Genomic DNA, 20,280 nt, shown 5'->3' on the forward strand with positions numbered 1-20,280 from the left:
GGCGTTGCCTGAGCAGTTTCAGACCGTTGTCGAAAACCTGAAAAGCCTGGGAGCCAGGCGGCTCGCCATCATGGGCGGCATCTTCACGCTGGTGATGGCCGTCATCGTCGCCGGCGCCACCTATCTCAACCGGCCGGCCTACGAGACCTTGTATGTCGGCCTCGACCGCTCCGACGTCAATCAGATCGGCCTGGTTCTCGGCGAGGCCGGCATTGGTTTCGACGTGGTTTCCGATGGCACCTCGGTTCTCGTGCCGGCCGGCAAGACCGCCCAGGCGCGCATGCTCCTGGCCGAGAAAGGCCTGCCGAGCAGCACCAATGCCGGCTACGAATTGTTCGACAATGTCGGTTCGCTCGGCCTGACGACATTCATGCAGCAGGTCACCCGGGTGCGCGCGCTGGAGGGCGAGATCGCCCGCACCATCCAGTCCATCGCCGGCATCAAGGCGGCCCGCGTCCACATCGTCATGCAGGAGCGCGGCACGTTTCGCGCCGAGGAGCGGCAGCCCTCGGCTTCCGTCGTCATTCGCGCCTCGAACGTCAACGTGGCGGGAACGGCTGCCTCGATCCGCTATCTGGTGGCGGCCGCCGTGCCTGGCCTCGATGCCGAGAAGGTGACCGTGCTCGATTCGGCAGGCACGCTTCTGGCCGCTGGCGACGACCCGGCCAACAACACCGCGCAGCGCTCCATCGGCGTCGAGCGCAATGTCGAAGGCCAGATCGAGGAAAACATCCGCCGCGCGCTGACCCCCTATCTCGGACCAGAAAACTTCCGCGCCAGCGTCAAGGCCGACATCAACACCGACGCCCGGCAGATCGAGGAAGTGATCTATGATCCGCAATCGCGCGTCGAACGCTCGGTGCAGGTCGTCCGCTCGAGCGACAGCGCCAATCGCGAGACGGCGATCCAGCCGACATCGGTGGCGCAGAACCTGCCGCAGGACGAGACGGCGGCAACCGAAGGGCCAAAATCCTCCGAGGAGAGCGAACGGCGCGAGGAAACCACCAATTACGAACTGAACACAAAGCGCATCGCCACCACCAGCAACGGCTACAGCGTCGAGAAGATGTCCATCGCCGTGGTGGTCAACCGCGCCCGGCTGATGCAGATCCTGGAAGCCAATGCGACGCCCGACCAGGTGGCCGAGCGGATTGCCGAGATCGAGAAGGTCGTGGCCTCCGCCACCGGCTTCAACCAGACGCGCGGCGACATCATCAGCGTCTCGGCGGTCGAGTTCATCGACGGACTGGACGGAACGCCGATCCCCGAACCCGGCATTCTCGATACGCTCGGTCAGCAGACCGGCACGATGATCAATGCCGCGGCCTTCATCCTGGTCGCCTTCCTTGTCACCTGGTTCGGCCTGCGCCCGCTCGGCACGACGCTGATGCGCCCCATGATGGTCGAGGGGCCGGCCGGAGAGAACATGCAACGCTCGCTGCCGACGCCGGAAGAGCAGGCGCAACTGACCGCCGACGGCTATTTGGACCCGATCCTCGAGGAGGACGACACCTACGGCACGCACCGCCTGAAGATTCGACCCGCCCCGCAGGAGCGGCTGGCCCGCATGGTCGACCTCAATGAAGAGCGCACCGCGCATATCCTGCGCAAATGGGCGCGCGCCGAAGCGGAGGCGGTCTGATGCCGCCCGCCCTCGCGCTGATCGATGCCCTGCCCGATTTCGGCAGCGTTGCACCGCCTACGGGAAACTCAGGCCCGTGGGCCGATTTCGGTGCAACCGTGCCCGAGCGGCGCGACCCCGCGCCCGGTCATGACCTGCAAACGATCGTCAGCGCCGAAGTGGCGGCGGCCGAGGCGGCTCTCGCCGAGCGGTTGACGCACGAACACGCGTTCGCCATGGCTGAAGAAGAGGCCCGCCACGCCGAAGCGCTCGCGGCGGCCCAGAGCGAACTCGCCGATCAGGCGGGGCGGATCATCGAGCAGCGCTTCGACGCGATGGAACGGCAGGTGACGGCACTCACAAGCGAAGCGGCGGCGCGCATTCTGAGCGTGGTCCTGACCCAGGATCTGCAGCAGCGCTCGGTCGGTGAGCTGGAACGGATCATCCGCCAGGCGCTGGACGACCGCGAGACCGTGCGCATCCGCGTCAGCGGCGCGCCGGCTCTCTGGGAGGCGCTGAAGGCCGGGCTCGGCGACAAGGCCAGCCATGTCGATTTCGCCGAGGCGCCAGGCCTGGATGTCAGCCTGTCGCTTGACGAGAAGCTCTTCGAAACGCGCCTGGCGGAGTGGTCGGACACGCTGTCGGAGCTGATCCCATGAGCATGGCCGAGAGCGGAGCCCGCCCGCCCGAAATCATCATCGTGCGACGCGGCGGCGGCGACGAGGAAGACGGTCATCACGGCGGCGCATGGAAGATCGCCTTCGCCGACTTCATGACCGCGATGATGTGCTTCTTCCTGGTGATGTGGCTGGTCAACGCGGCCAATGACCAGACGCGCTCGGCGCTCGCCAGCTACTTCAACCCGGTCAAGCTGATCGACCGCAACACCAGCACCAAGGGGCTGGAGGATCTCGGCGAAGACCCCGAGGAGGCAACGCCGCAGACCGAGACGAACGAGGAGAAATCTCCGTCGCCGACCGACAATCAGGAACACACGTCCGGCCCGATGGATTTCGAGAACGCGGTCGGCCAATCCGACGCGCGCAAACTCTCCGACGAGAACCTGTTTTCCGATCCCTATTCGGTTCTGGCCGAGATCGCCGCCGACACCGGCACGCAGGCCAATGTGTCGGCGAAAGGCGAAGGCGGCGCGCAGACGGCGGGGCCCTCTTCCGGCGCCGCCGGGGGCGAATCCTATCGCGACCCCTTCGCGCCCGACTTCTGGTCGCAGCAGGTCGCGACCCCCGATATCGGCGTCCAGGGCGATCCCGACAAGGCGCGCGACAATCCAGCCGGCACCGATGTCGACCTGGCGACCAATGGCCAGAACGAGCCGGCCGCCGGCAGCGCGGCCAGGGCCGAGATCGAAGACAGTGGCGCGGGCATCGCGCTGGCACCGGTTGCCGAGGTCGAGCCTCTGAAACCGTCGGCCGAGGAGGTCGCGGCCGCCGAAGCGAAGCAGGCGGAACTCGCCATGGCCGCCGAGGAAGCCGCAGCCACCGTCGCTGCGCCCACCCCCCCTTCCGCGCGGACCGAGGAGATCGCCGCCGGCATTCGCTCCGAACTGGCACGACAGTTCGCCGACAGTCCGCTGGCCGGCTCCGTCACCGTGGTCGCCTCCGAGAGCGGGGTGATCGTCTCGATCACCGACGACCTCGAGCAGGGCATGTTTCCGGTCGGCTCGGCTGTGCCGGAACGGGAACTGGTCCTGGCGATGGACAAGATCGGCCGCGTGCTCACTGCCCAGTCGGGGCTGATCAGGATCCGCGGTCACACCGATGGCCGGCCGTTCCGCAGCGAGACCTATGACAATTGGCGCCTGTCCACGGCGCGCGCCCAGGCCGCCTATTACATGCTGGTGCGCGGTGGCCTCGACGAGCAGCGCATCGAGCAGGTCGCGGGCTTTGCCGACCGCAAGCTGAAGATCGCCGACGATCCGTATGCCAACGCCAACCGGCGCATCGAGATCCTGCTGGAATTGCCGCAATGAAATGGCAGCCGACCGTTGCCGCGTTCCTGATGACAGGAGCCGCGCTTTGCGGCAACGCATCGGCGACATCGCTGCAACCCTTCCAGATGGTCCGGTCGCTGCAGGTGGTGCAGGATCGCATCGCCAATGGCGACCATGCCGCCCTGCCGATGCAGCAGAAGCTGCTCGGCATCATCGACGACCGGCTGCGCGCGGCCAGCGCCGGCGATTTCACCGACCAGCGCAATCTGCGCGCGCTGTTGATCTATGGCTTGAGCGGCGGCAACCCCAGGACACTCGAAACCATATTCTCCGAACTCGATCTCGAAGGAGAACAAGCCAAGCTGGGCAGTGCCATCGTCAGCTATGCGCGCGGTGACTTCCAGAGCGCGCGCGACGGCCTGCGCGCCATCGACCCGATGGCGCTCGACCCGGAAGTGGGACCGGCCGTCGCGCTGGTGACGGCGGCCGTGCTTGCCGCCGACGAACCGGCCACCGCCGCCAGGCTGCTCGACGATGCCCGCCTGCTCAGCCCCGGCACGCTGATCGAGGAAGCCGCCCTGCGGCGCAGCATCCCGGTGGCGGCCGCCTTGAACGACACGCAGCGCTTTGCCAGCGCCTCAGAGCAATATGCGCGCCGCTTCCTGCGCTCGCCTTATGCCAGCCAGTTCGCCGATTCCTTCGTCGCGGCAATCGTCGCCCTGCACGAGACCGTCGATCTCAGCGTCATCGACGACGTGGTGGCCCAGATGAGCAACGAGCAAGCGCGGATCATCTATCTGCGCCTGGCGCGCAAGAGCGCCATCGAGGGCTATGACCGGCTGCAGGCATTCGCCTCTGAGAAGGCCACGAACCACGCCGAGCAGAGCGAAGCCGGCGAGGACCCGCGCGCCACGCTCTACGCCAACATGGCCTCGGTCACCTCGGACAATGTCGATGCGGTGCTCACCGCGCTGGCCGGCATCGACCGCGAGCGCCTCTCCGAACAGGACAGAGAACTGCTGGACGCGGCAAAGGCGGTCGCCCGCGCCGTGCTCAATCGCCCGATCGACGAGGCCGAAGACCACGCTGCTCAAAATGCCGTCGCGGCGGCAATGGAGCGAAGTCGCCCTCCAGCCGAGGGAGAGGCCGAAAAGACCCACACGCCCGCCGACGACGAAATCGAAGCGGCGGAAACCTATCTGCGCGACATGCGCGACAGGCTGCAGGCCGTCGACGCCCTGCTGGTGAAGGAGACGGGAGAATGAACGCGGTGCTCGGCAGTGCGATGCCCACCACCCCACAGGGACACGAGACCAACGCCCGATTGCGCAACAGCGCCGCGCCCCACGACACCGGCTTTCGCGAAGCGCTCGACGGCAAGGGCAAGGCCGACAAGGAGACCCTGCCCGTCGATGCGGCAGCACCCGAGGCGAAAAGGCCGGGGCTGGTGCCCGTCCGCTGGTCCCTGCCTCACCCGGTTCACCAGACGACAGGAAAGGCAGCGGCGCGAGGCGATGCCGAGGATGAGGGCAACGGCGCGAAAGACGACGCCGATGCGGAAAGCCTTCCCGCCGACCTGCCTGACGACCTGCCCGGCGACCGGCACACCCAGGACATTCCCCATGCGGTCGGCGCCGGCCCCGTGGAACGAACCGGCGCGGAAGTGCTGCCTGCGCCAACGGCACAGGCAGATGCCAAAAATCCGCAAGCGGACGGCGAGTTGGCGCCCGGCAGCGACCCCGGAAAACGATCATCAGCCGCAGCCCAGGGCACGCCGATGCCGGGTCAGCCGGCAATGCCCGCAGCCCCCATGCCGCCCGCCAATCAGCGCGCCCGTGAGAATGCGGCTTCGGCCTCGATGCTGAACCGGCAAGGCACGCAACCGTCCCAAAGCGCCACAACACCAACTGAAATCCGCGCCGAAACCTTCAGGCAACGCGGCGCGGATGCTTCGGGCAAGGCCGAGATTCCGGCGAATGCGATGCGACCGGAAACGCGTGCCGCGCAGACCGCCCAGGAAACCCTGCCGCGCGACGGGCAGGGCGAAATCCGCGTCCTGTCGATCCAGCGGGCCCCGGCGCCCGTCGCCGCCGGCGAACAAGCCGCCGCCGGCCAGAAATCCGCGACGCCGGAGACCGCACAAACGCAATTGCCGACACAATCGGAGGCAGGCCGCGTCCTGCAGACGCTCAAGATCCAGCTTCACCCGGCCGAACTCGGTCCCGTCACCGCCCGCTTGCGCATCGTCGCAGATCAACTCATGGTTGATATACAGGTCGAGACGGCCGAGGCGCGCCATCGGCTCGGCAGCGACAGCGACGCCATCGTCAAGGCGCTGCGCGGGCTCGGCTACGACATCGACCGCGTTACCGTTCAGCAGGCAGCGCCGGGCACGCCGTCGAGCGGCACGGGCACCGGCAATGCGCGTGATGGCGCCTTCCAGTCCGCCGCCAATGGCCAGGATGGCGGCGACCCTTCGCGTGGCGCTGGCCGCGACGAACGGCAGGATCACCCGGGCCGCCAGGGCGGCCCATCACAGGACAGCGGCGATGCGCCTGGCAGCGGTCTTTACATTTAGCCTCGGCCTGATGGGCGCGGCTCACGCCGCGACCAACCCTTGCGAGGGGGAGATCCTGCGCGCGGCGGAGAAATACGACATTCCGCCCGGAATCCTTTATGCCGTAGGCCTCACGGAGACCGGCATCAAGGGAAGCCTGCAACCCTACGCGCTCAACATCGAGGGCAAGGCCGTGTTCGCCCGCGGCGCCGGAGAGGCCATGCGGGCCTTCGAACAGGCCCGGCGGAACGGCGCGAAACTGATCGATCTCGGCTGCATGCAGATCAACCATCACTACCATGCCGGCAAATTTCCAAACTTGCGCGCCATGCTCGATCCGCACCGCAATGTCGACTATGCGGCGCGCTTTCTGGTCGAGCTGAAGCGGCGGCACGGCTCCTGGTCGATGGCTGTGGCACGCTATCACGCCGGGCCGAACAACGACCCCGCGCAGAAGCGTTATGTCTGCCGCGTCATCACCAACATGGTCGCGACGGGCTTCGGGTCATGGACCTCGGAAGCAAGATCTTTCTGCACCCCCTGATTGAATCTTTCTCGAGCCCGGAAATAAACTGGTGACAAACCGGCCACACCCGACTCCCTATTATTGATTCCTTAAATCTGATGGTTGTGCGTGATTCGCCCGACCGGTTACGACTTGACACACAAAGTGATTCGGAGGGCGGGCCGGTGATTGTGGTGATAGACGAGCGTGAGCTGGTAACGGAGGGTTATCACTCACTTTTCAACAGGGAGGGCGTCGCCAGTGCTGGCTTCGCCCCGGAGGAATTCGGCGAATGGGTGCAAACCGTCGCCGATGACGAGTTGAAGGCGGTCAGCGCCTTTCTCCTCGGCCAATGCGGGGCCGGCAATCTGTCGGCGCAAAGCATCCGCGACCGTTCGCCGGCGCCACTGATCGCGCTCAGCGAGCGCAATTCTCTGGACGACACGCTGCGCCTGTTCGAATGGGGCGTCGACGATGTGGTCCGCAAGCCGGTGCACATCCGCGAAATCCTGGCGCGCATCACGGCGATCAGCCGGCGCGCCTTGCAGGACACGGTGAACTTCACGCAGATCGGCACGATGCGCATCTATTTCGACGGGCGCGATCCGGAAATCGACGGCCAACCCCTGCCGCTGCCGCGCCGCGAGCGCCGGATCCTCGAATACCTCGCCGGCAATCCGACGCGCCGCGTGACCAAGACGCAGATTTTCAATGCCATCTACGGCATCTTCGACGAGGACGTCGAAGAAAATGTCGTCGAGAGCCACATCAGCAAGCTGCGCAAGAAGCTGCGTGAGAAGCTCGGCTTCGACCCTGTCGATTCCAAGCGTTACCTCGGCTACCGGCTGGTCGACGCCTAGCCACCCCGCGCCGTTTGCGCCAGGCGTCGCATTCTTGCTTCGCCTGGCCAGTTTCGCGCAAGTCACAATCCGTAATCTCACCGTGATCGGCGTAGACTACGAGGAGACATCCCGATGGGCCTTTACGGCATGATGCGAACCGGCGTATCCGGCATGGCGGCGCAATCCAACCGGTTGTCGACGGTTGCCGACAACATCGCCAATTCCAGTACCAATGGCTACAAGCGGGCAAAGGCGGAATTTTCCTCCCTTGTCCTGCCTTCCTCGGGGGGCTCTTATAATTCGGGCGGCGTGACCACCTCGATCCGCTATTCGATTTCCCAGTCCGGGCCATTGCAATACACCACGTCCGGCACCGATCTGGCGATCGAGGGCGGCGGGTTCTTCGTCGTGCAGGATGCCAGCGGCAAGCCTTTCCTGACGCGCGCCGGATCGTTCGTTCCCAATGCGGAGGGCGAACTGGTCAACGCCGCCGGCTACAAACTCATGGGCTACAGCTATGCCAACGGCACGCCCGCCGTTACCGCCAATGGCTATGCCGGACTGGAAGCGGTGACGATCGCCCAGTCGGAACTCGTATCGACGCCATCGCGCAACGGCACGCTGACGGCCAATCTGCCCGCCAGCGCCGAAATCGTGCCGGGCGCCGACCTGCCTTCGGGCAATGCGGCGGGCGCCCAGTACTCGCACAAGACATCGCTCGTCGCCTACGACAATCTCGGCGGCCAGAAGCTGCTCGATGTCTACATGACCAAATCCGGCGCGAACACCTGGGAAGTGACGGTCTACGACCGCGCCGACGCCGCGCCCAACACATCCTTCCCATACGCCAACCCGCCATTGTCGACGACAACGCTGAACTTCGACCCGACGAATGGCAAGCTCGCCGGCGGCAGCCCGACGGACATCACGCTGGCGGTTCCAGGTGGCGACACGCTGACGCTCGACCTGTCCGACATGACGCAGCTCGATGCCGGCTTCTCGGCCAAGGGCGAGGTCGACGGCAGCGCACCCTACGCGATCGACAGCGTGGAAATCGGCAATGACGGAACGATCTTCGCCCAGTATGCCGACGGCTCGATGCGCGCGCTTTACCGCATCCCGGTCGCCAATGTGCAAAGCCCGGACCAGCTCCAGGTGGTCACCGGCAACGTCTTCTCCGAAGGCGCTGAATCGGGAGGCGTGCAGCTCGGCTTCGCAGGTGAAGGCGGGCTTGGCAAGGTGGTCGCCGGCGCGCTGGAAAGCTCCAATGTCGACATCGCCCAGGAGCTGACCGACATGATCGAGGCGCAGCGCAACTACACAGCAAACTCGAAAGTGTTCCAGACCGGCTCCGACCTGATGGAACTGCTCGTCAACCTGAAACGATAGGCCGGTTCCTGCGGCACGAGGGAGTGGAAGAGAGTAAATGTCACTGACATCTGCACTAAGCATCGCGCAAACCGCGCTGTTCAACACCTCGCGCCAGACCAGCGTTGTATCGCGCAACGTTGCCGAAGCCTCCAATCCCGACTACGCGCGCCGCAGCGCCGTGCTGACCAGCACGCTGCCCGGCGCGCGCATCGCCAAGATCAAGCGCGCCGCAGATGAGGTTCTGTTCCGCCAGAACCTGTTCGCCGTCTCCTCCTGGCAGGGGCAGAAGGCCATGTCGGGCGGGCTCAACACGCTGCAGCTGACGGTCAACGGCGCCGACAATGCGACAGCGCCGGCAACGGCGATCAGCAAATTGCAGGCCGCGCTGCAACTCTATGCCTCGACGCCGTCGAACACCACGCTGGCCGAGAGCGCGGTGCAGGCGGCCCACCAGGTCGTCCGCTCGCTGAACAGCGGCGCCGGCGCGATCCAGACCTTCCGTGCCGAGGCCGACGCCGAGATTGCCACGGCCGTTGGCGATCTGAACCGGCTCTTGGCAGAGTTCGAAGTGGTCAACACCGAAGTGGTCAACGGAACGCGCACCGGGCGCGATGTGGCCGATGGGCTCGACCGCCGCGACGCGCTCCTGAAGCAGATCTCCCAGTATGTGGCGATCTCCACCAACACGCGCTCGGGCAACGACCTGGTCATCATGACCGGCGACGGCGCGACGTTGTTTGAAACCGTGCCGCGCCCCGTTACCTTCAACGCCAACAGCACCTATGGCCCAGCCACCACCGGCAATGCCGTCTACATCGATGGCGTGCCGATGACGCCCGGTGTCGGCGGCAACACCAGCGCCAGGGGTTCGATCGCCGCCCGCCTGCAATTGCGCGACGACACCGCCGTGATGATGCAGCGTCAGCTGGACGAAGTGGCGCGCGGCCTGATCACCACCTTCGCCGAGACCGACCCGAACGGGGTCCTGGCCGATGTCGCCGGCCTGTTCACCTGGTCGGGCGGCCCCGGCGTACCGCCTGCCGGCACGCTGGAAGTCGGCCTGGCCGCCGGCATCCGCGTCAATGCGTTGATGGACCCGGCCGCCGGCGGCAGCGCGTCGCTGCTGCGCGACGGCGCGACCTATCTGCACAACACCAGCGGCGCGGCATCCTACTCCGATCTGCTCAGAACCTATTCCGAACGTCTTGAAGAGCCGATGGCCTTCGACCCGGCGGCCGGTCTCGACACGACGCGCAGCGTCACGGCCTTCTCCTTCGACACGGTCAGCTGGCTGGAAAGCAACCGCCAGCAGGCCGACAGCGGCGCCGAGGGCAAGGAAGCGCTGGCCGTCCGCACGGCGACCGCATTGTCCAACCTCACCAGCGTCAATGTCGATGAGGAAATGGCGCTGCTCCTCGATCTGGAGCATGCCTACGAAGCCTCGGCGCGTCTCCTCTCGGTGATCAACGAGATGCTCGCCACGCTCATGCAGGCGACGCGATAGAAGGTCCATGACATGAAAACCTCCTTCATCTCATCTCTGGCGATGTCGCAGACGCTGCGCTACCAGGTGATGCGCATGCAGGTCGAGCTTGCCCAGAGAACGAAGGAGTCCCAGACCGGGACCGTGGCCGATGTCGGCGTCGCGCTCGGCGGCCATGCCGGGCGCAATCTCTCGATGAACCGTGACATCGAACGCCTCGGCGGCCTGATCGATTCCAACTCGCTGGCAGCCAGCCGGTTGAAGGCGACGCAGGACGCCATGTCGCAGATCAACGACATCGGCCAGAGCCTGCTTGCCGTGCTGACGGCCCCCAGTTCCAGTGTCGATCAGATCGCCATCACCCGCTCCGAAGCCGAGCGCGTGCTGAAGTCGATGACCGGTATTCTCAATACGAGCATGAATGGCGAGTATCTTTTCGCCGGCATCAACACCGATGTGAAGCCGGTCACCGATTTCTCCGACCCTGCCTCGCCGGCCAAGATCGCTTTCGACGCAGCCTTCATGGCAAAATTCGGCTTCCCGCAATCCGACCCGGCCGCCGCCGGCATCAGCGCCGCCGACATGGAAGATTTCCTGACCAACTACGTCGAGCCGCAGTTTCTCGGCGCCGGCTGGCAGACCAATTGGTCGAGCGCATCCGACCAGAAGATCACCACCCGCATCGCGATGAACGAGACGGCCGAGACATCGATCACCGCCAATGAGCAAGGCCTGCGCAAGCTGGCGATGGCGGCGTCGACCATTTCTGAATTGCTGAGCGGACCGCTCAGCGACGCAACGCGCGGCGTCCTCTACGCCCGCGTCATGACGATGGTGGGCGAGGCAACCGCCGACATCGCCAACGCCCAGGCCAGGGCCGGCATCGTCGAAAACCGCATCGAGGATGCCAGCGCCCGCACCTCTTCGCAGATCGACCTTTTCAAGAACCTCATCAAGGATTCGGAAGGCATCGACCCCTACGAGGCGGCGACCAGGGTCAACGACCTGCTGGCCCAGCTCGACGCTTCATACGCGCTGACGGCGCGCCTCCAGCAACTCAGCCTGCTCAATTACCTGCGGTAGCCGAGCGCCAGGAAACCACGAGACGGGAAGCCCATGTATCAGTTTTCCTACAGCGAAGTTCAGACCGATTCGCTGGCCGATGCCAAGGACCGCGAGCAGCAGGTGTTGAGCCGCTCGATCGACCTGTTGATCGCCGCCCGCGACAAGGGTGTGCAATCGCAGGAGACGGTCGAGGCGATCCACTTCATGATGCGCGTCTGGACCGCCTTCATCGACGATCTGGGCAATCCGGAAAACGAGCTCCCGAAAGAGCTGCGCGCCAATCTGATTTCCATCGGCATCTGGCTCCTGCGCGAGGCGGAGGAAGTGCGTCAGGGCCGTTCGGAAAATTTCGACGGCCTGATCGAGGTGTCGCAGATCATCCGCGACGGCATCCAATGAAAAGCACGCTGAAGATCTCCATGAAGGCCAATGAGAAGATCTACGTCAACGGCGCGGTCATCAGGACCGACCGCAAGGTGACGCTGGAGTTTCTCAACAATGTGCAGTTCCTGATGGAGAACCATGTCCTGCAGGCCGAGGATGCACGCACGCCGCTGCGTCAGCTCTACTTCGCCGTGCAGATCATGCTGATGACACCGGACAGCGCCGACGAGGCGCGTAAGATATTCTCCAGCCTCCTGCCGCGCCTTCTGGAAAATTTCAGCAATGAACGCATTCGCGCCGGGCTCAAACAGGCCGACCAGATGGTCGGCGACGGGCAGGTCTACGACGCGCTGCGGGAAATCCGCGCGCTTTACCCAATCGAAGAAGAAATCATGCAACAGGCCGGGGCCGGCGAGACACTCGCGCTCGCCATGGCGGCCGGGGAGTAAACCGATGAATGTCACTTCCGCCACATCGACGCCGCAGGCGCAGGACCGGAACACGCCCGCCGCGGAAGCGCCGCAGACCGTCGACTACAAATCCTTCCTGCGTCTCCTGGTTGCCCAGATGAAGAACCAGGATCCGACCAGCCCGATGGAATCGACCGATTATGTGGCGCAATTGGCCACCTTCTCCCAGGTCGAGCAGACGGTGCAGACCAATGCCAAGCTGGACCAGATCCTGCAGGCGTCGGCACTCGCCCAGGCCGGCAGCCTGGTCGGCCGCGAAATCACCTCGGCCGATGGCAAGATCACCGGCAAGGTTGCCGAGGTCAGGCTCTACAGCGATGGCGTGATGGCCGTTCTGGAAAGCGGTGACAAGATCCCGGTCGGACCGGGCGTCGTCATTCGCTGACAGCCGATGAACGAAGCCGATGCCCTCGATATCGTCCAGTATGCGATCTGGACCGTGCTGGTCGCCTCCAGCCCGGCTGTCGCCGTGGCGATGATCGTCGGCGTCGGCATTGCGCTGGTCCAGGCGCTCACCCAGGTACAGGAAATCACCCTGACCTTCGTGCCGAAGATCGTCGCCATTCTGGTCGCGGTCGCCTTTTCGGGCCCATTCGTCGCCTCGCAGATTTCCGCCTTCACCACCGTCATCTTCCAGCGCATCGAAGGCGGGTTCTGACAAGGTTCCGCTGCTCCGCCTTCGCGCAAGCTTGAAGCACTAGCCTCGACGCCGGGTGTGTGAACGCCCGCGATCGAGTGGCCCGCAATCGAGTGGAAGGCAGGCATGGCTTTAAGCGAAGCAATCACCGGCAACGAACCCCGCAAGAACGGCCGCGATGTCGGCTTTGCGCTGGGCATCGTCGTCATTCTGGCGGTCCTGTTCCTGCCCGTGCCGCCCTTCCTCATCGACGTCGGACTGGCCTTCTCGATCGCTTTGTCGGTGCTGATCCTGATGGTCGCCCTGTGGATCCAGCGGCCGCTCGATTTCTCATCCTTCCCGACGATCCTGCTGATCGCCACAATGCTGCGCCTGTCGCTCAACATCGCCACGACGCGCGTCATCCTGTCGGAGGGCCATCAGGGGCCGGACGCCGCAGGCTATGTCATCGGCGGTTTCTCGCGCCTCGTCATGAGCGGCGACTTCGTCATCGGCCTGATCGTCTTCATGATCCTCGTCGTCGTCAATTTCGTCGTCATCACCAAGGGTTCGACCCGCATCGCCGAAGTGGGCGCGCGCTTTACCCTTGATGCCATCCCCGGCAAGCAGATGTCGATCGATGCGGATCTGTCCGCCGGCACGATCGACGACAAGGAGGCCCAGCGCCGCCGCGCCGAGCTGGAGGAGGAAAGCTCATTCTTCGGCGCCATGGACGGCGCCTCGAAGTTCGTCCGCGGCGACGCCATTGCCGGCCTTCTCATCACCGCCATCAACATCGTTGGCGGCATCGCCATCGGCTACGCACGGCATGACATGGGCGTCGGCGAAGCGGCCGATGTGTTCACCAAGCTGTCGGTTGGCGATGGTCTGGTCTCGCAGATACCGGCGCTGATCGTCTCTCTGGCCGCCGGCCTTCTGGTCTCCAAGGGCGGCACGCGCGGCTCGGCCGACCAGGCCGTCTTCGGCCAGTTGAGCGCCTATCCGCGCGCCCTGTTCGTCGCTGCCATGCTGCTGCTCTTTCTCGGCCTGATGCCGGGATTGCCGCTCATTCCCTTCGTCGCGCTGGCCGGGGTCATGGCCGGCGTCGGCTATGTGCTGCCCTTGCGCGCCCGGCAGAGGCGCGACAAGGCCAATGAGGCGGTCCGCCAGGAACAGCTCAATGTCGAGGAAGATGAGCGCAATTCGGTCAAATCCTCGCTGAAGACCGCCGAGATCGAACTCCTGATCGGCAAGCAATTATCGACCCGCCTGCTGGCGACGCATCAGGAACTGGCCTACCGCATGGGCAAGATGCGCAAGAAATTCGCCACCCAATATGGTTTCGTCGTTCCCGAAGTGCGCCTGACCGACGATTACGCGATCCCGCCGAAGAGCTACCAGATCAAGATTCACGGCACGGTGGTCACCGAGTACCAGATGCGTGTCGGCGAACTGATGGTGCTGGTCGGCGCCAACCGCATGCCCGAGATTCCGGGTGAAGAGGTCAAGGAGCCGGCTTTCGGCATGCGCGCCTTCTCGGTGCCCGAAATGTTCGCCGACGATCTGAAGCGCGAGCAATTCGCCTTCGCCGACAACATGTCCGTCCTGCTGACCCATCTGAGCGAGGTGATCCGCAACAACCTGCCCCAGCTCCTGTCCTACAAGGACATGAAGGCGCTGATCGAACGCCTCGATCCGGAATACCGCAAGCTGGCCGACGAGATATGCTCCTCGCACATCACCTATCCCGGCCTGCAGGCCGTGTTGAAGCTGTTGCTGGCCGAGCGCGTCTCGATCCGCAACCTCCATCTCATCATCGAAGCCATCGCGGAGATCGCCCCCCACATCCGCCGCACCGAGCAGATCGTCGAGCATGTGCGCATCCGCATGGCGCAGCAGATCTGCGGCGACCTGACCGAAGGCAGCATGCTGAAAGTGCTGCGGCTCGGCGGGCGCTGGGACCTGGCCTTCCACCAGAGCCTGAAGCGCGACGCCAAGGGCGAGATCCGTGAGTTCGACATCGATCCCCGCCAGTTGGAGGAATTCGGCCAGGAAGCGAGCAAGGCCATCCGCGCCCATCTCGATGCCGGCGAGCGCTTCGTGCTGGTGACGGCGCCCGAGGCGCGGCCCTATGTGCGCATGATCATCGAGCGGCTGTTCCCCACCCTGCCGGTGCTCAGCCATGTGGAAATCGCCAAGGGGATCGAGCTCAGCGTGCTCGGTTCCATTTCATAGGCCGGGCCTGGCCGATGCAGCCGACCGCCCGAGCACTGTAAAGCGATGCTGGAGACACCGCTCCTCGCCGCGTTCCTCGCCTTCTGCCGCATCGGCGGTTGCTTTCTGACCATGCCGGGCCTGGCAAGCGCCCGCGTGCCGATGCAGGTCCGGCTGTTCGTCGCCGTGGCCGCGACGCTGGCCTTGCTGGCGCATATGTGGGACAGCATCGTGCCGCATGTCTCCACCGAACCCGGCAGGCTTCTCGTGCTGATCGCCTCGGAGCTTGCCATCGGCGCGCTGATCGGCCTCGTCGCGCGCTTCTACGTCCTGGCGCTGCAGTTCATCGGATCGGCGATGGCCATGATGACCGGCTTCGGCATGGCCGGCGGCGGCCCGCCCATCGAGGACAATGACCCCCAGCCGCCCATGGCGGCGATCATCTCCTTCGGCGCGCTGATGCTGCTGTTCGTCCTCGATTTCCACCACGAGATCATCCGCGCCCTCGTCATTTCCTACCGGCTGGCGCCGATCGAGAGCCTGTTCGATCCGCAATCGGCGCTGACCGACATCACCGACACGCTGTCGGACGCCTTCTATGTGATGATCCGGCTCGGCAGCCCGTTCATCGCCTATGCGATCCTCGTCAATCTGGCGATCGGCTTCATCAACAAGCTGACCCCGCAGATTCCCGTCTACTTCATCTCCCTGCCCTTCGTCATCGTCGGTGGGCTGATCCTCCTGTATTTCGCCATCGGTTCGCTGCTCGGCCTTTTTGCCCAGGGCTTCTTTCCCATCCTGACCGGGCTGTAGGAGAGCGGCATGGCCAATCAGAGACGGCAAAGACTGGAGAAGCTGGTGCTGGTCATGCAACGCCTGAAGAACGTCCACGAGGCGCAGCGTGCCGGCCATCTGGCAATGGCGGCGGCGGCCGACACCGAAGCCGGCGAGATCACCGCGCGGCTTGACGCCGGCGACGCGATGGCCGCCCTTTTTCCCGAGCTTTATCACCGCCGGGTCGCCAATGCGCTGCAGCGCAGCCGCGAAAGCAGCGCGCGCGCCCAGGCCGAAGCCCGCAACATCATGGCTGCCGACGCCCGCAGCAACGCGCTGGCACGCGCCTATCGCGAGGCGACGGACCTGGAGGAGCGCGACCGGGCCGACAAGGATCGGCTGGAATTCATCGAACGCGGCGCCGCGCCCAAGACATAACGCTTGGGGGCTTGGCGGTTGAGGCTCAAGCCTCCCACAAGCTTGTTTTGGGAATATGACAAGACAACAACGGACTATGGAGGACGTCTTGGCGATATCGCCTCCCGGCGACATTGTTTTGAACGTGGCACGCGCCGCCGACCCGGCAAAGGCCGCAGCCGCCCGTGCGCGACTGCAGGCCCATGCGGGCGCGGCGGCGGGCTTTTCGGCCGTTTTCGATGCGGGTCCCGCGCGCAGCGCTCGCACGACGGATGCAGCGCGTCCAGAAACCGAGACCAAGTTCGAGGCGATGATCCTGCAGAACTTCCTGCAAAGCCTTTTGCCCGAGGACACGACGTCGCTCTATGGCGAAGGCATGGCGGGCGAGATGTGGCGCTCCATGCTGGCCCAGCAACTGAGCGAGACATTGGCTGCGCAGGGCGGGCTCGGCATCGCCAGCCGCGTGCTCGGCGATCACACGCTGGACAATGAGAAGAAAGTGCCGATCGGCGCCGTTTCCTCGACCCCCGAGCAAGAGGAGGCGGGCAAGCGCGCCCTGCTCTCCGCCGCGCTCATCGAGGAGATCGAACGCCGCGCGGCCAAAACCCTCGGCATCGGCGCCGCTTCCACCGATGACGGCAAAACAAGCTGACGCCCTGAAACGGAAACACCTTCATGTATGATCTGACGACCATCGCCAAATCCGACACCGCCGCATCCCCGACCGGCTCGGCCGCCCATCACGGCGGCGCCAGCGCCCTGGCCATCATGCGCCGCATCGAGGAAACGATCGACGCCGAAACGCTGGCGATCCGCAACGACCCGCAATTCGACCTGAAAGCGTCGAACACGCGCAAGAGCCGCCACCTGTACGAGTTGAGCAAAGCGCTGAAAAGCGCCAATGAGGCGAGCCTGGCAGCGCTGCATCGCGACGCGCTGGTGCGGCTGCGCGACAAGCTGGCGACCAATGAGGCGACCATCAAGGCGCACATGAGCGCCGTCAGTGAGGTCGCGGCGCTCCTTCAGGATGCCATCGAGCGCACCCAGACGGACGGCACCTATTCCGAACGTGAGTTCGGCCAGGCATCGCCCGCATGATCAAGTTCGTCCTGGCCGCCATCTGGATTTGCGCCGTCTCCGTCGGAGCGGTGCTGTATTCCTTCCAGTCTTCCCAAGCCAGGAGCACCTCCGCGCCACCACCCGCCTTCTTCGGCGGGCTCGACCACATCAGCACCGATCTGGTTTCGGTCCCGCTGGTCAAGAGTGGAACGGTAGAGGGCTATTTCCTCACCCGCCTCTCCTATTCCATCGATTCGCAGCAGTTGAAGACGCTCACCGTGCCGGTCAAAGCAGTGCTGGTCGATGAGATCTATTCCTATCTCTACGCCAACCCGCAGATCGACTACTCCAGGAACGGCGCTTTCGACATCGGCGCCTTCCGCGATGGATTGCGCGAGAGCATCAACGAACGGGTGGGCAGCAAGCTGATCCACGACGTGTTCATCGAACAGGCCGATTATCTGACCAAGAGCGAGATCCGCTCCAACACGGCGCCGCGCCGCATCGGCTCTGACAAAGGTGCCGCGCCGGCGCCCAAAAGCGACGGTCACTAAAGCATTCTTGCGGCCAGGAGGAATTACCTGACGTCAGCGTAGATGCGAAAACAAGAAGATAGACCGGTTCAGGCGCTGCTGTCGCGCGCCTCGCACAGCTCCATCCACCCCGACCTGCCATCAGCGCCAGCGGTGGCGCCAAGGTGCACGATGCGCGCCGGAGAGCGGCACACCCATCCCGTTCAGGCTCGCATCTTCGTTTACATATACAAATGATAAACCCCCTGCGTGAAATCGACCAGGGAACGCGTACTTATGATTGCGTGAAAGCCGAAAGGACCCATGATTACCCCGGCGCCACTGAGTACAGGTGTAATAAAATTGTAAATTTACGATAACAATTACATAGTCTTATTGATCATATCCGAACTCTTCCCATTGATAACGATGCATCGCCAAGATCACACGCAAGGATTGTGATCACTTTATGCGGCTTCGCCTCAATCCTGTCCAAATGCGATCTGTTTAATGCACTCATAGGTGTTGCCTTATACGGTAGACGTGTGCAAACAGTCTTCCCTGTCGCGCCGCCCCAATGCGGTGGACTCGGAAAGCAGCGCCTGAGCGGCGCGAAATATGCGGGCCGGTACAATTGTTTGGAGAGTAGTAGTGAATATGACGCAGCCCACGGCCAATTGCGATAGCCCACCGAATGCCGAACACGAATGCATGGAAGCGTTCACGACGAGGACTGACTTACCGCCTATGGCGACGGCGATAGGCCACAAGCTGCGCCGGGCCCAGCTGCTCGTGTTTCAGGATTTCCATGAAACATTCGCGCCGTTGAAACTCCGCCCGACCGAGTTCGCCGTTCTGACGCTGATTTCGGCCGATCCCGGACAGAAGCAAACGGAGATCGCCGAACAGCTCGGCATCAAGCGTGCGAATTTCGTCGCCTTGATGGATTGCCTGGAGAACCGTGGTCTCGCCGAACGCCGCAAAGGCGACATCGACCGCCGCTCGCACTCGCTGCATCTGACGGAGAAGGGCAAAGCCTTTGTCGGCCAGATGACCCGGCTCTGGCAACAGCATGAAACGCGGATGGTCAAGCAATTGGGCGGGGAAGAAAACCGCGACATGCTGATACAACTGCTTGATCGCGTGCTCGGCATGTGCGACGCCGCGACGCAAACGCGCCATCTGGAAAGACGTTGACGTAAACGTCATTCCATGGCTAGTTGCCGGTCGCTCGGAGCCGATAGCATAATCATGTTTCAAGGCAGCTTCCAGCACCGAAGAGCGGTTTCAGCCGTGCAGTTCTGACAGGAGAGGATCAATGGGAATGGAAGCGACCGCCGAGAAGATCAGGGCCAGACTTGCCGGAGCCGACTTCAGCAGTTCGGTAAAATTCGATTGCGGCACCGAGGGCGTGGTGGTTATCGACGGCGCCAGTGTATCGACCGACGACGCGGCAACCGATTGCGTCATCAGCCTCTCCAAGGATGACCTGGAGGCCATGGTCGCCGGCGAGTTGTCCCCGACAGCCGCCTTCATGCAGGGCAAGCTGAAGGTCGATGGCGACATGTCGGTCGCCATGCAGCTGAGCCAGATCCTCTAGGCTGGTTCAGCGTTTCATGGAAATGCTGAACCGGTCTATCTCCATCTTCTTCTGCATTGATGCGGACGTCAGGTGATTTCACCTGACTGCGAAAATGCTCCGGACCCTGGCCACCGAGCGGGTGTTTCACGCGAACGCCCGCCACCCTTCGACGCTCGGCCTCGCCGAACCCCGCCGGTAACGGCAAGGCGCCCGCCAGGGTCGTTTCAAGCCGCCAGACTGCGGGCGGCGCGCCGTGTCGATGCCTTGCGGCCGGCCGGCAACAGCGTGCCCCTCATGTCGTCAAGCGCGCCAGCCACCAGTTCCAGAGCCAGGAAACGCTCCCGCTCATAGGGCCCGGGCATGGCCAGCTTACCGGTCTTGGCCGCTGAAAAGCCGAACCTGGCGTAATAGGGCGCATCGCCGACCAGGAGGATCGCCCGATGCTCCAGCCGTGCCGCCTCGGCGATGGCCTGGCGCATCAGCGCCGCGCCGACCCCCTGCCCCTTGAGCACGGTATCGACCGCCAGCGGTCCAAGCAGCAGGGCTGCGGGTCCGTCCTCGCCGAGCCGCACATCCCACAGGCGCACCGTGCCGATCAGGCGCCCCTCGGCATCCTTTGCAACGAAGGCCAGCCCTTCGGCCGGCAGCCGGGCGCGGCGGATTTTCTCCGAGGATTTGCGCTTGCGCTTCGGCCCCATCGCGCGATCGAGCAGCGCCTCGCGCGCGGCAACATCAAAAGCGCTCTCCTGCACCACGGCAAAGGCAGGCACAGGTGCGCCATTCTCAACAGCTTCGTTCATTTCGCCATTCCTTCAAGCCGGCCATTCAAGCCGACAACACCGATGCCGCGCCCAGGC

23 protein-coding genes are annotated in these 20,280 nt (G+C 64.3%); 22 read left to right on the forward strand and 1 reads right to left on the reverse strand.

Annotated features, from left to right (window positions below; all coding sequences use genetic code 11):
- The first annotated feature begins 4 nt into the window (after positions 1-4).
- The 22 genes from fliF to AB843_RS13770 all read left to right on the forward strand — a co-directional run bounded on the left by fliF (position 5) and on the right by AB843_RS13770 (position 19,441).
- Positions 5-1,642 carry a flagellar basal-body MS-ring/collar protein FliF gene (fliF, locus tag AB843_RS13665; RefSeq protein WP_048647431.1) on the forward strand — a complete coding sequence of 546 codons (1,638 nt, stop codon included), beginning with the start codon at positions 5-7 and terminating at the stop codon, positions 1,640-1,642.
- Positions 1,642-2,280, forward strand: coding sequence for a FliH/SctL family protein (locus AB843_RS13670; protein ID WP_048647583.1), 639 nt, complete (start codon positions 1,642-1,644; stop codon positions 2,278-2,280). Before fliF ends, AB843_RS13670 begins: the two co-directional genes overlap by 1 nt.
- Positions 2,277-3,611: a MotB family protein gene (locus AB843_RS13675; protein WP_048647432.1), complete on the forward strand. Its 1,335-nt coding sequence runs from the start codon at positions 2,277-2,279 to the stop codon at positions 3,609-3,611. The genes AB843_RS13670 and AB843_RS13675 overlap by 4 nt, the downstream gene beginning before the upstream one ends.
- Positions 3,608-4,837 carry a chemotaxis protein gene (locus AB843_RS13680; protein ID WP_048647433.1) on the forward strand — a complete coding sequence of 410 codons (1,230 nt, stop codon included), beginning with the start codon at positions 3,608-3,610 and terminating at the stop codon, positions 4,835-4,837. Before AB843_RS13675 ends, AB843_RS13680 begins: the two co-directional genes overlap by 4 nt.
- Positions 4,834-6,150, forward strand: coding sequence for a flagellar hook-length control protein FliK (locus tag AB843_RS13685; protein ID WP_048647434.1), 1,317 nt, complete (start codon positions 4,834-4,836; stop codon positions 6,148-6,150). The genes AB843_RS13680 and AB843_RS13685 overlap by 4 nt, the downstream gene beginning before the upstream one ends.
- Positions 6,122-6,673: a lytic transglycosylase domain-containing protein gene (locus AB843_RS13690; RefSeq protein WP_048647435.1), complete on the forward strand. Its 552-nt coding sequence runs from the start codon at positions 6,122-6,124 to the stop codon at positions 6,671-6,673. The genes AB843_RS13685 and AB843_RS13690 overlap by 29 nt, the downstream gene beginning before the upstream one ends.
- 146 nt (positions 6,674-6,819) lie before the next feature.
- Positions 6,820-7,494 (forward strand): response regulator transcription factor, encoded by a 675-nt coding sequence (locus AB843_RS13695; RefSeq protein WP_048647436.1) that lies wholly within the window; start codon positions 6,820-6,822, stop codon positions 7,492-7,494.
- Between the two features lie 114 nt (positions 7,495-7,608).
- Entirely contained in the window at positions 7,609-8,865 is a 1,257-nt protein-coding gene (locus AB843_RS13700; protein WP_048647437.1) for a flagellar hook protein FlgE, read from the forward strand.
- A gap of 37 nt (positions 8,866-8,902) precedes the next feature.
- On the forward strand, positions 8,903-10,351 hold the full coding sequence (gene flgK / locus AB843_RS13705; protein WP_048647438.1) for a flagellar hook-associated protein FlgK: 1,449 nt from the start codon (positions 8,903-8,905) through the stop codon (positions 10,349-10,351).
- A gap of 12 nt (positions 10,352-10,363) precedes the next feature.
- Positions 10,364-11,413 carry a flagellar hook-associated family protein gene (locus tag AB843_RS13710; protein ID WP_048647439.1) on the forward strand — a complete coding sequence of 350 codons (1,050 nt, stop codon included), beginning with the start codon at positions 10,364-10,366 and terminating at the stop codon, positions 11,411-11,413.
- Positions 11,414-11,446: 33 nt separating this feature from the next.
- Entirely contained in the window at positions 11,447-11,794 is a 348-nt protein-coding gene (gene flaF, locus AB843_RS13715; protein WP_048647440.1) for a flagellar biosynthesis regulator FlaF, read from the forward strand.
- Positions 11,791-12,228, forward strand: a complete 438-nt coding sequence (flbT, locus tag AB843_RS13720) for a flagellar biosynthesis repressor FlbT (RefSeq protein ID WP_048647441.1) — start codon at positions 11,791-11,793, stop codon at positions 12,226-12,228. Before flaF ends, flbT begins: the two co-directional genes overlap by 4 nt.
- 4 nt (positions 12,229-12,232) lie before the next feature.
- Positions 12,233-12,634 carry a flagellar hook assembly protein FlgD gene (gene flgD, locus AB843_RS13725; RefSeq protein WP_048647442.1) on the forward strand — a complete coding sequence of 134 codons (402 nt, stop codon included), beginning with the start codon at positions 12,233-12,235 and terminating at the stop codon, positions 12,632-12,634.
- Between the two features lie 6 nt (positions 12,635-12,640).
- Positions 12,641-12,907 carry a flagellar biosynthesis protein FliQ gene (fliQ, locus tag AB843_RS13730; protein WP_048647443.1) on the forward strand — a complete coding sequence of 89 codons (267 nt, stop codon included), beginning with the start codon at positions 12,641-12,643 and terminating at the stop codon, positions 12,905-12,907.
- A gap of 105 nt (positions 12,908-13,012) precedes the next feature.
- Entirely contained in the window at positions 13,013-15,100 is a 2,088-nt protein-coding gene (flhA, locus tag AB843_RS13735; protein ID WP_048647444.1) for a flagellar biosynthesis protein FlhA, read from the forward strand.
- Between the two features lie 45 nt (positions 15,101-15,145).
- Positions 15,146-15,892, forward strand: a complete 747-nt coding sequence (fliR, locus tag AB843_RS13740) for a flagellar biosynthetic protein FliR (protein ID WP_048647445.1) — start codon at positions 15,146-15,148, stop codon at positions 15,890-15,892.
- 9 nt (positions 15,893-15,901) lie between these two features.
- Positions 15,902-16,291: a hypothetical protein gene (locus AB843_RS13745; RefSeq protein WP_048647446.1), complete on the forward strand. Its 390-nt coding sequence runs from the start codon at positions 15,902-15,904 to the stop codon at positions 16,289-16,291.
- Between the two features lie 88 nt (positions 16,292-16,379).
- Positions 16,380-16,922: a rod-binding protein gene (locus AB843_RS13750; protein ID WP_244467982.1), complete on the forward strand. Its 543-nt coding sequence runs from the start codon at positions 16,380-16,382 to the stop codon at positions 16,920-16,922.
- Positions 16,923-16,945: 23 nt separating this feature from the next.
- A complete protein-coding gene (locus AB843_RS13755; RefSeq protein ID WP_048647448.1) occupies positions 16,946-17,368 on the forward strand; it encodes a hypothetical protein in 423 nt (140 codons plus the stop codon).
- Positions 17,365-17,883 (forward strand): hypothetical protein, encoded by a 519-nt coding sequence (locus AB843_RS13760; RefSeq protein ID WP_048647449.1) that lies wholly within the window; start codon positions 17,365-17,367, stop codon positions 17,881-17,883. The genes AB843_RS13755 and AB843_RS13760 overlap by 4 nt, the downstream gene beginning before the upstream one ends.
- A gap of 615 nt (positions 17,884-18,498) precedes the next feature.
- Positions 18,499-19,038 (forward strand): MarR family winged helix-turn-helix transcriptional regulator, encoded by a 540-nt coding sequence (locus AB843_RS13765; protein WP_048647450.1) that lies wholly within the window; start codon positions 18,499-18,501, stop codon positions 19,036-19,038.
- Positions 19,039-19,159: 121 nt separating this feature from the next.
- On the forward strand, positions 19,160-19,441 hold the full coding sequence (locus AB843_RS13770; protein ID WP_048647451.1) for an SCP2 sterol-binding domain-containing protein: 282 nt from the start codon (positions 19,160-19,162) through the stop codon (positions 19,439-19,441).
- Positions 19,442-19,647: 206 nt separating this feature from the next.
- Here AB843_RS13770 and AB843_RS13775 read toward each other — a convergent pair whose 3' ends face one another.
- Positions 19,648-20,223, reverse strand: a complete 576-nt coding sequence (locus AB843_RS13775; protein ID WP_048647452.1) for a GNAT family N-acetyltransferase — start codon at positions 20,221-20,223, stop codon at positions 19,648-19,650.
- Positions 20,224-20,280: the final 57 nt, after the last annotated feature.

Origin of the sequence: Nitratireductor soli (assembly GCF_001050155.1) — a bacterium.
GTDB lineage: Bacteria > Pseudomonadota > Alphaproteobacteria > Rhizobiales > Rhizobiaceae > Nitratireductor > Nitratireductor soli.

Coding starts and splice junctions, on each gene's coding strand:
- AB843_RS13670 (WP_048647583.1), top strand. CDS start 1,642: ATGCCGCCCGCCCTCGCGCTGATCGATGCCCTGCCCGATTTCGGCAGC.
- AB843_RS13675 (WP_048647432.1), top strand. CDS start 2,277: ATGAGCATGGCCGAGAGCGGAGCCCGCCCGCCCGAAATCATCATCGTG.
- AB843_RS13680 (WP_048647433.1), top strand. CDS start 3,608: ATGAAATGGCAGCCGACCGTTGCCGCGTTCCTGATGACAGGAGCCGCG.
- AB843_RS13685 (WP_048647434.1), top strand. CDS start 4,834: ATGAACGCGGTGCTCGGCAGTGCGATGCCCACCACCCCACAGGGACAC.
- AB843_RS13690 (WP_048647435.1), top strand. CDS start 6,122: ATGCGCCTGGCAGCGGTCTTTACATTTAGCCTCGGCCTGATGGGCGCG.
- AB843_RS13700 (WP_048647437.1), top strand. CDS start 7,609: ATGGGCCTTTACGGCATGATGCGAACCGGCGTATCCGGCATGGCGGCG.
- flgK (WP_048647438.1), top strand. CDS start 8,903: ATGTCACTGACATCTGCACTAAGCATCGCGCAAACCGCGCTGTTCAAC.
- AB843_RS13710 (WP_048647439.1), top strand. CDS start 10,364: ATGAAAACCTCCTTCATCTCATCTCTGGCGATGTCGCAGACGCTGCGC.
- flaF (WP_048647440.1), top strand. CDS start 11,447: ATGTATCAGTTTTCCTACAGCGAAGTTCAGACCGATTCGCTGGCCGAT.
- flbT (WP_048647441.1), top strand. CDS start 11,791: ATGAAAAGCACGCTGAAGATCTCCATGAAGGCCAATGAGAAGATCTAC.
- flgD (WP_048647442.1), top strand. CDS start 12,233: ATGAATGTCACTTCCGCCACATCGACGCCGCAGGCGCAGGACCGGAAC.
- fliQ (WP_048647443.1), top strand. CDS start 12,641: ATGAACGAAGCCGATGCCCTCGATATCGTCCAGTATGCGATCTGGACC.
- flhA (WP_048647444.1), top strand. CDS start 13,013: ATGGCTTTAAGCGAAGCAATCACCGGCAACGAACCCCGCAAGAACGGC.
- fliR (WP_048647445.1), top strand. CDS start 15,146: ATGCTGGAGACACCGCTCCTCGCCGCGTTCCTCGCCTTCTGCCGCATC.
- AB843_RS13745 (WP_048647446.1), top strand. CDS start 15,902: ATGGCCAATCAGAGACGGCAAAGACTGGAGAAGCTGGTGCTGGTCATG.
- AB843_RS13755 (WP_048647448.1), top strand. CDS start 16,946: ATGTATGATCTGACGACCATCGCCAAATCCGACACCGCCGCATCCCCG.
- AB843_RS13760 (WP_048647449.1), top strand. CDS start 17,365: ATGATCAAGTTCGTCCTGGCCGCCATCTGGATTTGCGCCGTCTCCGTC.
- AB843_RS13765 (WP_048647450.1), top strand. CDS start 18,499: ATGACGCAGCCCACGGCCAATTGCGATAGCCCACCGAATGCCGAACAC.
- AB843_RS13770 (WP_048647451.1), top strand. CDS start 19,160: ATGGGAATGGAAGCGACCGCCGAGAAGATCAGGGCCAGACTTGCCGGA.
- AB843_RS13775 (WP_048647452.1), bottom strand. CDS start 20,223: ATGAACGAAGCTGTTGAGAATGGCGCACCTGTGCCTGCCTTTGCCGTG.